This window comes from Rhizobacter sp. P2_G4 (assembly GCF_056403575.1).
In genome coordinates this window covers 14587-30675 of sequence record NZ_JBFUFG010000002.1, presented here as the reverse complement: position 1 = coordinate 30675, position 16089 = coordinate 14587, and the positions used below count along the sequence as shown (strand labels likewise).

At 61.9% G+C, this 16089-nt stretch carries 18 protein-coding genes; all 18 read right to left on the bottom strand.

Going from position 1 to position 16089, the window contains the following annotated elements:
* Positions 1 to 13 precede the first annotated feature (13 nt).
* A complete protein-coding gene (gene nagZ / locus AC1DYS_RS06770; RefSeq protein WP_477897367.1) occupies positions 14 to 1069 on the bottom strand; it encodes a beta-N-acetylhexosaminidase in 1056 nt (351 codons plus the stop codon).
* Complete coding sequence (acpS, locus tag AC1DYS_RS06765; RefSeq protein ID WP_477897365.1) at positions 1066 to 1467, bottom strand: holo-ACP synthase; 402 nt, start codon at positions 1465 to 1467, stop codon at positions 1066 to 1068. The genes nagZ and acpS overlap by 4 nt, the downstream gene beginning before the upstream one ends.
* Positions 1464 to 2261 (bottom strand): pyridoxine 5'-phosphate synthase, encoded by a 798-nt coding sequence (locus AC1DYS_RS06760; protein ID WP_477897363.1) that lies wholly within the window; start codon positions 2259 to 2261, stop codon positions 1464 to 1466. The genes acpS and AC1DYS_RS06760 overlap by 4 nt, the downstream gene beginning before the upstream one ends.
* Positions 2262 to 2271: 10 nt before the next feature.
* Positions 2272 to 3048: a DNA repair protein RecO gene (gene recO, locus AC1DYS_RS06755; RefSeq protein ID WP_477897361.1), complete on the bottom strand. Its 777-nt coding sequence runs from the start codon at positions 3046 to 3048 to the stop codon at positions 2272 to 2274.
* Positions 3049 to 3969 carry a GTPase Era gene (era, locus tag AC1DYS_RS06750; protein ID WP_477897359.1) on the bottom strand — a complete coding sequence of 307 codons (921 nt, stop codon included), beginning with the start codon at positions 3967 to 3969 and terminating at the stop codon, positions 3049 to 3051.
* A 4-nt stretch (positions 3970 to 3973) separates the two neighbouring features.
* A complete protein-coding gene (gene rnc / locus AC1DYS_RS06745; RefSeq protein WP_477897357.1) occupies positions 3974 to 4681 on the bottom strand; it encodes a ribonuclease III in 708 nt (235 codons plus the stop codon).
* A gap of 29 nt (positions 4682 to 4710) precedes the next feature.
* Positions 4711 to 5079, bottom strand: a complete 369-nt coding sequence (locus tag AC1DYS_RS06740; protein WP_477897355.1) for a DUF4845 domain-containing protein — start codon at positions 5077 to 5079, stop codon at positions 4711 to 4713.
* Between the two features lie 47 nt (positions 5080 to 5126).
* Positions 5127 to 6092: a signal peptidase I gene (gene lepB, locus AC1DYS_RS06735; protein ID WP_477897353.1), complete on the bottom strand. Its 966-nt coding sequence runs from the start codon at positions 6090 to 6092 to the stop codon at positions 5127 to 5129.
* A complete protein-coding gene (lepA, locus tag AC1DYS_RS06730) occupies positions 6092 to 7900 on the bottom strand; it encodes a translation elongation factor 4 (protein ID WP_477897351.1) in 1809 nt (602 codons plus the stop codon). Before lepA ends, lepB begins: the two co-directional genes overlap by 1 nt.
* Before the next feature lie 515 nt (positions 7901 to 8415).
* Positions 8416 to 9843, bottom strand: coding sequence for a Do family serine endopeptidase (locus AC1DYS_RS06725; RefSeq protein WP_477897349.1), 1428 nt, complete (start codon positions 9841 to 9843; stop codon positions 8416 to 8418).
* Between the two features lie 78 nt (positions 9844 to 9921).
* Positions 9922 to 10944 (bottom strand): MucB/RseB C-terminal domain-containing protein, encoded by a 1023-nt coding sequence (locus AC1DYS_RS06720; RefSeq protein ID WP_477897347.1) that lies wholly within the window; start codon positions 10942 to 10944, stop codon positions 9922 to 9924.
* Positions 10945 to 10964: 20 nt separating this feature from the next.
* Complete coding sequence (locus AC1DYS_RS06715) at positions 10965 to 11609, bottom strand: sigma-E factor negative regulatory protein (protein ID WP_477897345.1); 645 nt, start codon at positions 11607 to 11609, stop codon at positions 10965 to 10967.
* 39 nt (positions 11610 to 11648) lie between these two features.
* Complete coding sequence (gene rpoE, locus AC1DYS_RS06710) at positions 11649 to 12257, bottom strand: RNA polymerase sigma factor RpoE (RefSeq protein WP_477897343.1); 609 nt, start codon at positions 12255 to 12257, stop codon at positions 11649 to 11651.
* A gap of 9 nt (positions 12258 to 12266) precedes the next feature.
* Entirely contained in the window at positions 12267 to 12704 is a 438-nt protein-coding gene (locus AC1DYS_RS06705; RefSeq protein ID WP_477897341.1) for a hypothetical protein, read from the bottom strand.
* A 66-nt stretch (positions 12705 to 12770) separates the two neighbouring features.
* Positions 12771 to 14015: a beta-ketoacyl-ACP synthase II gene (gene fabF, locus AC1DYS_RS06700; RefSeq protein WP_477897339.1), complete on the bottom strand. Its 1245-nt coding sequence runs from the start codon at positions 14013 to 14015 to the stop codon at positions 12771 to 12773.
* A gap of 16 nt (positions 14016 to 14031) precedes the next feature.
* A complete protein-coding gene (gene acpP, locus AC1DYS_RS06695) occupies positions 14032 to 14271 on the bottom strand; it encodes an acyl carrier protein (protein ID WP_047490312.1) in 240 nt (79 codons plus the stop codon).
* 124 nt (positions 14272 to 14395) lie between these two features.
* The gene (gene fabG / locus AC1DYS_RS06690) at positions 14396 to 15145 is read right to left on the bottom strand and encodes a 3-oxoacyl-ACP reductase FabG (protein WP_477897337.1); all 750 of its coding nucleotides are present in this window, start codon (positions 15143 to 15145) and stop codon (positions 14396 to 14398) included.
* Positions 15142 to 16080, bottom strand: coding sequence for an ACP S-malonyltransferase (gene fabD / locus AC1DYS_RS06685; protein ID WP_477897335.1), 939 nt, complete (start codon positions 16078 to 16080; stop codon positions 15142 to 15144). Before fabD ends, fabG begins: the two co-directional genes overlap by 4 nt.
* Positions 16081 to 16089: the final 9 nt, after the last annotated feature.

Genomic DNA, 16089 nt, shown 5'->3' with positions numbered 1-16089 from the left:
AGCACAGACGACTCTACGGCAGGCGTTCCAGCGCGAGCTGATAGGCCGGGTGGTGCATCAGCTCATCCCAGGTGAGCGGCGCGGTCTGCGGCAACAGGTCGATGCGGCGTGCTTCGCTGTCGGCGTCGGCTTGCCATTCGCCGCGCTCGAGCGCCTGCTGCAAGCCATCGAGCAGCGCATCGACCGGCTTGCCGCCATCGACCTTGGATTGGTTGCACAGCAGCACCAAATCGCAGCCTGCGTTGAGGGCAGCGATGCCACCTTCGACGGCGCTGCCGGCAATGCGCGCACCTTCCATACTGAGGTCGTCGCAGCAGATGGCGCCGGTGTAGCCGATTTGGCCACGCAGGATGTCCTTCAGCCAACGGGCCGAGAAGCCGGCTGGCAGCGCGTCGACTTTGGGAAAGGTCACGTGGGCCGGCATCACGCAGGTGAGCGTGGTGGTCAGCCAGTCGTAGGGCCGCGCATCCTCGGCGAGGATGGCTTTCAGCGAGCGGTCGTCGACGGCGCGTGCCACGTGGGAGTCAGCAATCGCGTACCCGTGCGCGGGGAAGTGCTTGCCGCAATTCGCCATGCCAGCGCTCAGCAGGCCATGCATCATGCTCTTGGCCAGCAAGGTGGCAACGCGCGGGTCGCGGTGGAAGGCGCGGTCACCCACCACCTCGCTGCGGCGGTGATCGAGGTCGACCACCGGTGTGTAGCTCAGGTCGATGCCGCAGGCACGCAGCTCGGCGCCGAGCACGTAGCCGCACGCACTGGCGGCGTCAGTGGCGCGCATCGCGTCTTCCATCCACAGCTCGCCGAGCCGACGCATGGCCGGGAGGTGGGTGAAACCGTCGGTGCGAAAGCGTTGGACACGACCGCCTTCGTGGTCGATGGTGATCAGCAGATCGGGGCGGATGGATTTGACCTCCGCGGTGATCTCGGTAATCTGCTGCCGATTGACCCAGTTGCGTGTGAAGAAGATCAGCCCGCCAGTCAGTGGGTGCTGCAGGCGGCGGCGGTCGTCGTCGGTCAGCGCGGTACCTGCGATGTCGAGGATCACTGGCGAATGTTGGATGTCGTTCATCGTTGGTCTTGGGTTTCAACCACCACGAAAGCGGCTGCGTAATCGGTCTCGTCGGACACCGTCACATGGGCGAGCAAACGGCGGGCGGCGAACCATTCGGCCAGCGCGCCGTGCAGACGAATCTCAGGCTTGCCGCTCTGCGCCTTCACCAACTCGCACGCACGCCAGGTCATCGGCATGCGAAGCCCGAGACCGATCGCCTTGGAGAAGGCCTCCTTGGCAGAGAAACGTGTGGCAAGGTAGCTGATCCCGCGTGCCTCGACCTTGGCGAGCCGGTAGCGAAACACCTCGATCTCGTGCGGGCCGAGCACCTTCTCGGCGAAGCGCTCACCGCGGCGGGCGTATGTGGCGGCAATGCGGCGCACATCGCAGATGTCGGTGCCGATGCCGTAGATCATGCGACGGCTTCGTGGATGCAGCGGAGGTAGGCGCGCACCGTTTCCGTCATGCCGAGCTCCAGCGTGTCGGAGATCAGCGCGTGGCCGATCGACACCTCTTGGACGCCCGGCACGCCACGCAGAAAGTCCGCGAGATTCGCGCGGTTCAGGTCATGCCCGGCATTGATGCCCAGGCCTTCACGCAGGGCTGCCTCGGCCGTCACGGCGAACGCGGCCCGGACGGCGGGTTCGTCAGGCGTGCCGTGGGCGCGCGCGTAGCTCTCGGTGTAGAGCTCCACGCGGTCGGCGCCGACCTGACGCGCGGCGATCATCGCCTCGGGCTGCGGATCCATGAACAGGCTGACGCGAATGCCGAGCGCCTTCGCTTCTGCAATCAAAGGCGCCAGCTGTGCAGCGTCTTGCGGGAAGCGCCAGCCGTGGTCAGAGGTGGGCTGTGATTCATCGTCAGGCACGAAGGTGCATTGCTGCGGAGCCTGGCCTTTCGCAGCGAGTTCGCGCAGCAGCGCCATCAGGTTCTGCAGCGGGTTGCCCTCGATGTTGAACTCGGCCTGCGGCCACTGCTTCATCAGCTCGGACAGGTCGTGCACGTCGTGGGTGCGGATGTGGCGCTGGTCCGGACGTGGGTGGATGGTGATGCCGTGGGCGCCCGCCTCCAGCGCCAGGGTCGCCATGCGCGTGACGCTGGGAAAGTCCAGCGGGCGCCGGTTGCGAATCTGCGCCACCAGGTTCACGTTGACAGACAAGGAGGTGAAACCTCGGTGGGCGTCCAGTCCGGTGATGAGCAATGGGTTCATGGCAGGCGATTCATCGGTCGAGGGCTTGCACGTCGAGCATGACCTGGCGCGTGCGCAACACAGGCGAACCGAGATGATAGTGAAGCAAGCCGCGCAACGCCGCTTTGAGCTCTGGCAGAGCAAGGGCACAGGCCTGCTGCAATGCGGGCACGCTGCCATGCTCCAGGGCGGCCTGCAGGCCGATCAACACGCTGCCGGGCAACGCAGGGTCGGTGGCACGCGGAGCACCGACTCCGGCCTCGGCCAACAGGGCGTAGCGGTGCTCGCCGCGAACGGCTTCTTGCGTCAAGGTGACCAGGCTCAGGTCCGGCAGCAGGCCGATCTGCTTGAGCAGCGACACCTCGAACGCACGCAGCGCAGCCTCGTCGTTGCTGCCCAAGGCCGACAAGGTGCCGGCGTAGATGTCGAACAGGGCTGGATGGGAGTCGCTGCGAGCCAGCAGCTTCATCAGCAGCTCGTTCAGGTAGAACCCACTGAACAGTGCGGCCCCGGTGAGCATCGCACTGCCACCTGCCCATTCGGCGGCGCGCAGGGTTTGCACTTCGCTGGTCGGTTCACCGGTCGAGTCGGTCTTGGGTGCTCGCCCGAGCGACACCTGGATGCGCTGAAACGGCAGCAGCACCGAACGCAGCTGCGAATATGGTCGCTTGGCGCCTTTGGCGATCACGCCCAGACGCCCTTGCTCGCGTGTGAAGAGATCGAGAATCAGGCTCGATTCGCTCCAGTCATATCGGTGGAGCACGAAAGCAGTCAGCGTGGCTGGTGCGCGTGTGACCCGCGTGGCCATCTACTCGTAGCCGTAGCTGCGCAAATGCTCTTCGTTGTCGGCCCAGCCGGAGCGCACCTTGACCCACACTTCGAGGAAAACCTTGGCGTGCATCAAACGCTCCAGCTCCTGCCGGGCTTCGGAGCCGATGCGTTTGAGGCGCTCGCCCTCGTTGCCGATGACCATGCCCTTGTGGGCGTCGCGCTCGACGATGATGGTGGCGGCGATGCGGCGCAGGTTGCCCTCTTCCTCGAACTTGTCGATCACGACGGTGGATGTGTAGGGCAACTCATCGCCGGTCAAGCGAAAGAGCTTCTCGCGGATGAGTTCGCTGGCAAGGAAGCGATCGCTGCGGTCGGTCAGCGCATCTTCGTCGTAGAACCACGACTGCTGGGGCAAATAGGGTTTGACGATGTCGAGCAGGCGCTGCACGTCAGCGTCTTTCTTGGCCGTGAGCGGCACGAACTCAGCGAAGGCATGGCGGTCTTGCATGCCCTTCAACCAGGGCACGAGATCGGCTCGGCGGTGCACGGCGTCGAGCTTGTTGGCGACCAGGATCACCGGCTTGTCGGAGGGCATCAGCGCCAGCACCTTGGCATCGTCCAGCCCGAAACGCCCTGCCTCGACGACGAACAGCACCACATCCACGTCACCGAGCACACCTTGCACGGTGCGATTGAGGTTGCGATTGAGGGGCGCGCTGTGCTTCGTCTGGAAGCCAGGCGTGTCAACGAAAACGAACTGCGTATCGTCCACCGTGCGGATGCCCGTGATGCGGTGGCGCGTGGTCTGAGCCTTGGCCGAGGTGATGCTGACCTTCTGGCCCACCAGCGCGTTGAGCAGCGTCGACTTGCCCACGTTGGGCCGCCCGACGATGGCCACGAGGCCGCAGCGCAGGTTGTTGGGGGTGGCCGAGCCGTCCGGCACCTGGTTTTCGGTCATGGGATCACGAACGCAGCGCGCTGTCGGGCTTGTCGTCGCTGGCCTTCAAGGCCACCAGCATGCGGTGTGCGGCTTCTTGCTCCGCTACGCGACGCGAACGGCCTTCGCCGGTTTCGGTGAGGCTCAATGCGGGAACAGCGCATTCCACCTCGAAGGTCTGTGCGTGGGCCTGGCCCCGGGTACTGGCAATGCGGTAGCTGGGCACGGGCAGGCGGCGCGCTTGCAGCCATTCCTGCAGTTCGGTCTTCGCGTCCTTGGTCCAGCTGTCGATGTCGGTGGTAGCGATGACCTCGCCGAACAGATGCTGAACCAGCGCACGCGCAGGCTCGAAGCCGCCGTCAAGAAAGGTTGCACCGATGATGGCTTCCAACGCGTCAGCGAGGATGGACGGACGCTGCGCGCCACCGCCACGCGCTTCGCCTTCGCTCAAACGCAAGACCTCGGGCAGGCCGATCACGACGGCCACACGGTGCAAGGTGTCTTCACGCACAAGGTGGGCACGAACCCGGGTCAGATCGCCTTCGTCAGAACCACCAAAACGTTCGAACAGCAGAGCGCTGATGGCCAAGCTCAAGACCGCGTCGCCCAGAAACTCGAGACGTTCGTTGTGGTCGGCCCCGAAACTGCGGTGCGTCACCGCGCGGCTCAGCAGCTCGGGATCGGCAAACCGATGACCGAGGCGTTGCTGGAGGGCGGCGAGGCGGGCGTCCATGGATCGTCGATTCGAATCAGGCCACGGCCTTACCTCGAACGCCCTTCGTACTTGATCAACAAGAAGACGGGGCTCATCAGTTCGATTTCCTTGTTGTAGGCAAAGGAGATCACCACCTTCTCATTGACCTTCGTGATTTCAAGGTCCTTGCCGGTGATCGAAACGATGGAGTACTCGATCTCCTTCTGCTTCTCAAACGCGTTGCGGATTTCAGGCACGGTGGTGGCGCCACTGGCTGAAATCTTCTCGACCGCACGCTTGATGGTGAAAAACTCGTTCACCGTCGGCAATACGCGCAAGCCCACGAGAGCAAAGAAGCCAATGATGATGGCCCAAAAAAGCAGCCCGAACAGGGTGACACCCCGCTGGGAACGCCTCTTGTGAAACTCAACGGTCATGGCCTCATGCTCCTCTTGATATTTTGATCTGCAAAGGGTCGCGCTCATCAATGGAAAGCGCCAATGCGCCCGAGGTTACCGAAATTCATCCAGACAAAAAAGGCCTTGCCGACGATGTTCTGGTCCGGCACGAAGCCCCAGAAGCGCGAGTCTTCCGAGTTGTCGCGGTTGTCGCCCATCATGAAGTAGTGGCCTGCGGGCACCTTGCAAGTGACCCCTTCGGCACTGTAGCGACAGTTTTCCTTGAACGGGAACGGGTCGGTCGGTCGAATATAGGACGGCCTTTGCACGTCCACCAATATCCGGTGCTCCACCGGTCCGAGCTTTTCGCTGTACTGCTTGAAGTACCGCGTGCTCTCGTCGTCGTAAAACTCGGGCAGTGGCTGTGTCTCGGCCAACTTACCGTTGAGGTAGAGCTTCTGATTCAGATACGCCACCTCATCACCCGGCACGCCCACCACCCGCTTGATGTAATCGACGCTGGGATTGGCCGGATAGCGGAACACCATCACGTCACCGCGCTGCGGATCGTTGATTTCGATGATCTTCTTGTTGATGACCGGCAGGCGTACACCGTAGTGGTACTTGTTGACCAGGATCAGGTCGCCGATGAGCAGCGTGGGCACCATGGAACCCGATGGAATCTTGAACGGCTCGAACAGGAACGAGCGCAGCAAAAAGACAACCAGGATGACCGGGAACAGACCCGCCGTCCAATCCAGCCACCAGGGTTGCATCAGCAAGGCTTCGCGGGCTTGCGCGACATCGCCATCGACCTTCGCGATGCCCTTCTTGGCGAGATCTTCTCGGCGCGCAGCGTCGTGCCGTTCGAGCGTCTTCGCAGCCCTGAGACGGGCGGGGGCGAAGTAGAAGCGCTCAGCCAGCCAGTAGGCCAGCGTCACCAAGGTCAGGATGAACAGCAGCAGAGAGAAGTTGCCTGTCCATTTACCCACATACCAGCCTCCCAGATACACCACGAGGCACGCATACAGCAAACCGGTCAAAGAACCCATCAATCGTCCACTTGGAGGATGGCCAGGAACGCTTCCTGCGGCACCTCGACGGAGCCGATTTGCTTCATGCGTTTCTTGCCAGCCTTTTGTTTTTCGAGCAGCTTGCGCTTGCGGGAAATGTCGCCGCCATAGCACTTGGCAATGACGTTCTTACGAAGCGCTTTGATTGTCTCACGCGCAATGATGTTGGCGCCGATGGCGGCCTGCACTGCCACGTCGTACTGCTGGCGCGAGATGAGCTCGCGCATCTTGGCCACCACGGCACGCGCGCGGTACTGGCTTTGGACCCGGTGCACGATGATTGAGAGTGCGTCGACCCGATCGCCGTTGAGCAGGATGTCGACCTTCACCACGTCGGAGGCGCGGTACTCCTTGAATTCGTAGTCCATCGACGCGTAGCCGCGCGACACGCTCTTCAGCTTGTCGAAGAAGTCCAGCACGATCTCGGCAAGCGGCATCTCATACGTGAGCATCACCTGGCGGCCGTGGTAGGCCATGTTGAGCTGGTTGCCGCGCTTCAGGTTGGCCAGGGTCATCACCGGGCCGACGTAATCCTGTGGCATGTACAGATGCACGGTCACGATGGGCTCGCGAATCTCGCTGATGCGACCCAGGTCGGGCATCTTCGACGGGTTCTCTACCTTGATGACCTCCCCGCCTCCCAACTCCACCTCATACACCACCGACGGCGCGGTGGTGATCAGGTCTTGATCGAACTCCCGCTCAAGGCGCTCCTGCACGATCTCCATGTGCAAAAGGCCAAGGAATCCGCAACGAAATCCAAATCCCAGCGCCTGTGACACCTCGGGCTCATAGCGCAGTGACGAATCGTTGAGCTTGAGCTTCTCCAGCGCATCGCGAAGCTGGTCGTACTCGCTCGCTTCGGTGGGGTACAGGCCGGCGAACACCTGGGGTTGGATTTCTTTGAAGCCAGGGAGCGCCTCACTGGCCGAGCCCATATTGTTGGGCAGCTTCTTTTCCAGCGTGAGGGTGTCCCCCACTTTGGCCACCTGCAGCTCCTTGATGCCGGCAATCACGAAACCCACTTCTCCAGCTCGCAGAGCATCGCGCGATACCGACTTGGGAGTGAACACGCCCAATTGCTCTGCAGCATAAGCAGAGCCGTTGGCCATCATCTTGAAGCGCTCGCCTTTCTTGAGCTCGCCATCGACCACGCGGACCAGCATCACGACACCGACATAGTTGTCGAACCAGGAGTCGATGATCATCGCCCGCAACGGCGCATTCGGCMTCCCTTTGGGCGCCGGCATGCGGGTGATCACCGCTTCAAGGATGTCGTCGATGCCCTCACCGGTCTTGGCGCTGCATGGAATGGCATTGTCGGCGTCGATGCCGATCACATCTTCAATTTCCGCCTTCGCGTTCGCCGGGTCGGCGTTGGGCAAATCCATCTTGTTGAGCACCGGCACCACTTCGACACCCAGGTCGAGCGCGGTGTAGCAATTCGCAACCGTCTGTGCCTCCACACCTTGGCTGGCATCGACCACCAGCAGGGCTCCTTCACAGGCCGACAAGGAGCGGCTCACTTCGTATGAGAAGTCGACGTGCCCGGGCGTATCGATCAGGTTCAGCTGGTACGTCTGGCCGTCGCGGGCGATGTAAGTCAGCGCAGCAGTTTGCGCCTTGATGGTGATGCCGCGCTCGCGCTCGATGTCCATCGAGTCGAGTACCTGGGCTTCCATCTCGCGGTCGCTCAAGCCGCCACAGCGCTGAATCAAGCGATCGGCGAGCGTGGATTTGCCGTGATCGATGTGGGCAATGATGGAGAAATTTCGGATGTGATCCATGCAAACCGCTAAATGCTTGGCGAGAGGCTTCGCGTAGAGACAACGGCGCGACCGTCGCAGCAAAAGCTCTCAATCGCAAGACAAGATGAGCGCGAGATGCGTCGCGCAAAGACTAAAAAGAGGCTAAAAAAAAGGCACGTCGAACTTTTGACGCGCCTTCCAACAAAACGTATGGCAACTGCTTGTTGGGCTTTCATTGTAGCCAAAAGCCCCTCGCTGCAAACCGCGCCATTGCTTGATTTCACGCCGTTGCGAGTCACCAACATGAAAAACTGTCAACAGTTTATCCACAAATGCTTGTGGGCAGCTTGGGGATAGTTTGGAACGTTGAAACTCGTTGCCGATGGTGACGATAAACAGCCTCACCGATCAACAATTGTAGGCGGCAAAAGACGGAATCCAAATTTCATATGTGTGCACACACTGACTTTCCAGAGATGTGAAAGCTGCAGGTATTTTTTTCTGGTGCAAATCCCTTGAAACGGGACTCGGTTTCCTAGCAATCGGCGTGCGCGTCACTTGACGACGGGAATTCGCAGAAATTGGGCCCACTCTCCTCGCAGCACGGTCACAGGCAGTGAGCGAGTCTTGTCGAGGCGGGAGACCACCGCGTCGAACTGCTTGGTGTCAGCCGTGTCGTCGGTTCCGACTGCAAGAATCACGTCACCCACCCTCATACCCACAGCCTCGGCGCCTGCGGCGACAGCCGTCACGCGAACGCCCGCAACGCCGCGTGCAGCCTGTCGCTCTGCCTCGGTGAGATTGGCGACGGTGAGGCCCCATACCTTAGCGACAACCGATGTGCGTTGGTCGGCAATTTCCGGACGATCGATCGCCGCCACTTGAGGATTCAGTTCGGCCAGATTGGGCCTGAACTCCATCAACTTTCCGCGGCGGTTGACCTGCAGGATCACCGACGAGCCAGGCTTCAACGCAGCCAAGGTGCGGCGAAGTTCCACTGCGCCTTCAACAGGTTTTCCGTTGACCGAGAGCACCACGTCTCCCGGTTGAATACCGACCTTGTCGGCCGGCGCACCGGGCACGACTTGGCGCACAAACGCGCCCTTGGCCTTGCCCTTGTTCAAACCATATTCCTCGGCCAGTTCGCGCGGCACATCGGTCGGCGCAATGCCGAGGTAGCCACGCACCACGCGACCCGTTGCCTTGAGCTGATCAGCGACGCGCATGGCCTCGTCGATGGGGATCGCAAAGGAAATTCCAACGAAGCTGCCTACCGGGCTCAGGATCTGCGAATTGATCCCCACCGCCTCACCGCGAATGTTGATCAACGGGCCGCCCGAGTTGCCGGGGTTGACCGCCACATCGGTCTGGATGAACGGAACATCGGAGCCTGTCTCGCGCTGCTTGGCGCTCACGATGCCTGCCGTGACGGTGTTGTCGAGCCCGAAGGGCGAACCAATGGCCACGACCCACTCGCCCACGCGCAAGCGGCTCACGTCGCCGATGCGCAGCAAGGGAAGCCCACTGGCCTCGATCTTGACCAGCGCCACGTCGGTGCGCTCGTCGGCACCAACGATCTTGGCTTTGAACTCGCGCTTGTCGGTCAGGGTGACGTAGACCTCGGTCGCGCCTTCGACAACGTGCGCGTTGGTCATCACATAGCCATCTGCGCTGAGGATGAAGCCCGAGCCCTCGCCACGCGGCACTTCGTCGCTGCCTTGCAGCGCGGGTGCGCGGCGGCGAAAGGGCGTACGCGGTCCGTCCGGCGCGCGCTCGGTGGTGCGGATGTTGACGACAGCGGGGCCCACACGCTCGACCAGATCGGCAAAGTCAGGCAACTCACGTGATTGCGCTTTGCTCGGGAGCGGCAACAGCGTTCCAGTCAGGCCCACTACACCCGCAGCCGCAAAGGCTGCTACCACTCGCTGCAGCGAGCGCGGGCCACTCCAGGCCCTCGGCCCGATGGAAATGCTGGAACGCATGCGAACCCCTCGATTGTGAAACCCTGAATCGAGACAACGTTGCGAGGTCTGATGCATGCCTCGCTCGTCGCTCAACCGCTACTTCTTGCGTTCCACCCCATTGGCAAATTGGCGCAAGGTAGCAGTCGGTACATCGCCCATCACGGTGACCCACCAATCGCCTTCACGGCGCATCATGGTCTGGGTCGCGCCGATGGTCGTGAACATCGGTCGGCTGTGGCGTTCGGGGCTGTAGGGTTCGATGAAGATGGAGACGTAAGTCAAGCCATCGGAGTAAACGGTCTGCAACGCCTGGTCTGCGGCGTCCGATGACGCGTGCGACGCGCCTTCGAATGGGCGCTTGACGCAGCTGACCATCTTGAAGCCAGGCACAGACGCCTTGAGCGTCCAGCCCTCCGTCTCCAATTGTGTCGGCACCAACGCGGGCTTGATCATGCGGAAGCCATCAAGCTTCTTCAACGCCTGGAGCACGCTATCGGGTTGCGCGCGGATGCCAATGGACACGTCTGAGAAGGCCGATGACTCCAGCACTTCGCCATGCTCACCGAGCACTTCAGAGCGCAAGAGCAAGCCAGTAGCTTTATCGGCCCACAGGCGATAGCCGAAACGCATCTTGTCGCGCGGCCTCAGCACCAGCACGTTCGCTTCGTGCCCGGCCACCCGCTCCAAGGCCACTGGCTTGAGGTCGTAGAAGTCTTGGACGTGATCGCTTCCGGCCTGCAGCAGACCCGGAAAGGAACTCATCTGATCGCGTTGCTCGACCACGGCCACACGACGCTGTGGCCAGACGGTGTGCACGACATCGTTGTGTCGGTACACATTGCGCACTTGGCCATCGAGAGAGTCAATGCGCTCGAACTGATCGCGGCCCTCGCAATAGTGGGCGAGGCGAGTGCTGGCAACCGTACCGCCGGCACTGACCACCACGGTGCCGGCAAAGTTGCGCTTGTTGGCTGCATCCTGGATGCGCGTCAGCCAGGCCCGTGTCTCACGTGCCTCGACCAGTGGATCGCCGTTCGCCAACGCACTCTGACCATGGGCCAGAGGAACGGAAGCGGCGGCAGCACAAGCGAATACGAAGGCAGGCAGGCGAGACAGCATGTGCGTGATGGAGCGGCGAATCAGCGAACCGTGCCGTCGGCGGCCGCGTTGCGCAGGAAACCTGAGGGGCCACCCGGGGCCGAGCTGCCGCCGAACTTCTTGTGCGCCGCCAGGTACTCGTCAAGGCGCACATCGCGAATCAATCGACCATTTGGCACAACAGCGGGTAGATCGTCTGCCGCACCGGACGAGGCCGCTCCATCCACGGCCACGACCATCACGGAGGACGGGCTTTGCACCTTGGCCAAGCTGGCATTCGGCTGCGAACTCAATAGCGACAGGCCTCCCGACAACTGCGTGACGACCAGCACACCCGCCACTGCGACGAAACCTGCAGCTACTGCAGCGGGAGCCACCCAGGAGCGTCTACGCGCCACGGTTACTTGCACAGCACCCAACGCAGCAGGCGCCAACACCACGGGTTCTTGAGCCAAGCGCTGCCTGAAGGCTGCGAGGAAAGCGGCATCGTGCCCGCCATCCGAGGCCAGCTCGTCGGACCGGAGCACGTCGCCGATCACATGATAGGTGTGCCACCGAGCGCGTACCTCAGGGTCGTCTCGCCACTGGCCGCATGCTCGGCTCACGGCCGATGCGTCCAGTTCACCATCCATCAGCGACGACAGCTCGTCCGTCGGGGGAAGCTTGCTTTCAGACCATTGAGACATCACAACCTCCAGCACTCAAACACATCACCACACCTGCGCTTACCACCGCTCACCCTCGCGCGTATCCAGCAAAGGCCGCAACCTCTGCGCAATGGCTTCGCGCGCACGAAAAATCCGCGACCGAACGGTACCAATCGGGCAATTCATGACCTCAGCGATTTCTTCATAGCTGAGGCCTTCGATTTCACGCAGGGTAATGGCCTGCCGCAGATCTTCAGACAGCGCTTCTATGGAGGCGTTCACGGCAGATGCAATTTCTTTGCTCGCCAGCAAGGCTTCCGGGGTTTCGCCGTCACTTAGTTCGGTTTCCCCGCGGGAAGTTTCATCGTCTTCATCGCGCAGCGCGCGTGCGGATTCCGTCACGATCGGGTCGCGTTTCAAGTCGACCAAGGCCTTCTTGGYCGTGTTGACTGCGATGCGATAGAGCCAGGTGTAGAACGCGCTGTCCCCGCGAAACTGCGGGATCGCACGATAGGCCCGGATGAAGGTCTCTTGCGCAATGTCGGGTACGAGATCGACGTCGCGAACCATCCGGCCGATCAGCCGTTCGATGCGCCGCTGGTACTTCACCACGAGCATCTCGAACGCCTTCACGTCGCCGAGCTTGACGCGCTCGATCAGGGGGGCATCGGCGTCAGTGGCGGTCATTCAGAGAATTCAGAACGGCGCCACGGCGGGCAGGGATACAGGTCGCGCGCAATATACCGTACAGCGTAGCGAATGCCATGCTGGCTCGTGACCGAGGCGTTGCACGGGGAGCCAGACGCCGGGGCGCAGCACGGTCGCACTGTCCGGGATGAAGCGCAGCAACATCCAAGCACCGAAATCTATGGCCACCAAAAGGCGACCGGCGTCGTGCTCGTGCCAGGTCGTGGTCAAAGGCCCGAGATGCCAGCGTTGCGAATCCCAGCGCAAGCTGACAGGCCGCAGGCGCCAGGCATGGGCAAGCACGGCGACCGATCCGGAGACGAGCAAACAAAGCACTGCCCAAACAAGCGTCATGACATGAGAGTGAACGAGCCATGCCGCCACGGCAGCCGTCGTTGAGGCCACCAGAAACACAGCTGCCGCCCGCCAAACGCCGTAGCGATGCACGGCCATCTGGAAAGGAGGAGACGCGTGCATGGCAGACGCGGAAAGAAGAACCTGACCGCAGCGCGGTCAGATGCGCTTGAACACCAGCGTGCCGTTGGTCCCACCAAAGCCGAAGTTGTTCTTCACGGCGTATTCGATCTTCATGTCACGTGCGGTGTTGGCGCAGTAATCCAGGTCGCATTCAGGATCCTGGTTGAAGATGTTGATCGTGGGCGGGGACACCTGATGGTGCAACGCCAAGGTGGTGAATACCGACTCGATGCCGCCTGCACCGCCGAGCAGGTGCCCCGTCATCGACTTGGTGGAATTCACCACCAGTTTCTTGGCGTGGTCACCGAAAGCCAGCTTGATGGCATTACTCTCGTTCACATCGCCCAGCGGCGTCGACGTGCCGTGAGCGTTGAGGTACTGCACCTGGCTACCATCGATGCCGGCATTTCGCAGAGCTGCGCGGATGGAGCGCTTGGGCCCATCGACGTTGGGTGCCGTCATGTGGAAGGCGTCGGCGCCCATGCCAAAACCACTGAGCTCGGCATAGATCTTCGCGCCGCGCTTCTTGGCATGTTCGTACTCTTCGAGCACCAGCACACCCGCACCCTCGCCCAGCACGAAGCCGTCGCGGTCCTTGTCCCAGGGCCGGGAGGCCGTCTTGGGATCATCGTTCCGTGTAGACAAGGCCCGAGGCGCGGTAAAGCCACCGATGCCCAGCGGCGAGATGGTCGATTCGGCACCGCCAGCCACCATCACATCGGCATCGCCGTACTCAATGATGCGAGAAGCCTGGCCGATCGAGTGCAAGCCTGTGGTGCAGGCCGTCACGATCGCCAGGTTGGGACCGGTGAAGCCGAATCGGATCGACACATGACCCGAGATCATGTTGATGATCGATGCCGGCACGAAGAACGGCGAGATCCGCCGTGGTCCGCGTGACGCGTACTCAGCATGGGTTTCTTCGATCAGCGGAAGACCGCCGATGCCTGAACCCACCAGGCAGCCGATGCGCTCGGCCTGCTCTTCGGTCAGTTGATCGCCAGTGGGCAGACCGGAGTCCTTCACCGCCTGGATGGAGGCCGCCACGCCGTAATGGATGAAGGTGTCCATGTGGCGCGCTTCCTTCGCCGGCATGTACTCCTCGACATTGAACCCCTTCACCTCACCTGCGAACTGGCAGCTGAAGTTCGACGCATCGAACTTGGTGATGGTGTCAATGCCGGAGCGCCCTGCCACCAGGTTGGCCCAGCCTTCTTCCACTGTGTTGCCCACGGGGCTGATCAGCCCCAGGCCAGTGACAACGACGCGGCGACGAGTCATTGATACCACTCCGGGTTCAAGCCTTCTGGTGTTTCAGCGCGTAGTCGATCGCCAACTGGACAGTGGTGATCTTCTCGGCTTCTTCGTCGGGGATCTCGATGCCGAATTCGTCTTCCAGCGCCATGACCAGTTCTACCGTGTCAAGCGAGTCGGCGCCGAGATCGGCCACGAATGCCTTTTCACTGGACACATCGGCCTCAGGCACGCCTAGTTGTTCGGCAATGATTTTCTTCACACGTGCTTCGATATCGCTCATGACTCCTCCAGGAGGGTTTACGTAAACAGCCCGAGATTCTACGGCTTGTAAGGTGTCTTCTCTAAGACACGCCCAGCACGCGCCGGTCGGGCCAAGGAACCGGATAAAACGAGAAAAGAAAAGCTCAGCTCATGAACATGCCGCCGTTGACATGCAGCTCAGTGCCGGTGATGTAGCCCGCCTGCGGCGAGGCAAGAAAAGCCACTGCATGAGCGATGTCGGCGGCCTGCCCCAGGCGGCCCAGCGGAATTTGCGACATCAGCAGATTGGTCTGCTGCTCAGACAACTTCTTGGTCATGTCCGTTTCGATGAAACCCGGCGCCACACAGTTGACCGTGACGCCACGGCTACCCAACTCACGGGCAAACGATCGCGTCATGCCGGCCACACCGGCTTTGGCCGCCGCGTAATTGGTCTGGCCGGCGTTACCGCTGGCGCCGACCACCGAGGTGATGTTGATGATGCGGCCGTAACGCTGCTTCATCATCGGGCGGGTCGCAGCCCGGCTGGTACGGAAGACGGCCTTGAGGTTGGTGTCGATCACCGCATCCCAGTCGTCGTCCTTCATTCGCATCGACAGCATGTCGCGCGTGATACCAGCGTTATTGACCAAAACATGCAGCGCACCATGCTCCTTGACGATCGCATCGATGGCCGCGTCGACACCTGCGCCATCGTTGACGTTAAGACACAAGCCGCGACTTCCAGGGAACGCTGCTAGTGCGTCGTTGATCGCCTGCGCACCGGCATCGGTGGTGGCCGTGCCGATGACCTTCAAACCTTGTCCGGCCAACTGCAAGGCAATGGCCCGGCCAATACCGCGGGACGCACCTGTGACGAGCGCAACCTGGCCTGCCAATTGAATCTCACTCACGACAACAGTCCTTTCGCTTCAGCCAAGCTGGCGGGGTCGAACATGGGCAGGCCTGTCGCTTCAGCGTCGATGCGCTTGACCATGCCAGCCAGCACCTTGCCTGGCCCGCACTCGACGATGAGGGACACGCCGCGAGCACGCATGGATTGAATCGTCTCGACCCAGCGCACTGCGCCGAACGATTGCCGATAGAGCGCATCACGAATAGCCTGCGGGTCGGTTTGCACCGCCACATCGATGTTGTTGATGAGCGGGATTTGCGGCGCCTTGATGTCGGTGTCGGCAAGACGGGCCTTGAGCTCTTCGGCCGCCGGCCGCATCAGGCTGGAATGGAAAGGCGCTGAGACCGGCAGCGACAATGCGCGCTTCGCGCCTTTGGCTTTGAGCACTTCACATGCACGCTCGACAGCAGCCTTGGTTCCGGCGATCACGGTCTGCTTGGGATCGTTGAAGTTCGCAGCCTCCACGGGCTCGCCCACCAGCTGCGCAGCTTCTGCGCAACCTTCGATCACTGTCTGCGCATCGAGACCCAGGATGGCAGCCATGCCGCCCTGCCCCACCGGAACGGCTTGCTGCATCGCTTGCGCGCGAAAGCGCACCAGCGGCAAGGCCTGCGCCAACGTGAGGGAACCGGCAGCCACGAGGGCCGTGTACTCACCCAGCGAATGTCCGGCCACCACAGACGGCTGGACTCCGGTCTCCGCCAACCAGGCCCGCAAACACGCTACGCCCGCCGTCAGCATGTATGGTTGGGTGTTGGTGGTGAGGTCCAGCGTTTCCTTTGGGCCTTGCTGGATGATTCCAGCCATGTCCTCGCCAAGCGCTTCAGAGGCTTCGGCGAGAGTGGCCCGCACGGCAGCGTGGTCGCCCCAGGCATTCAGCATGCCCACGGACTGCGAGCCTTGGCCCGGGAATACGAATGCAAACGGTGTCATGGCAGCACT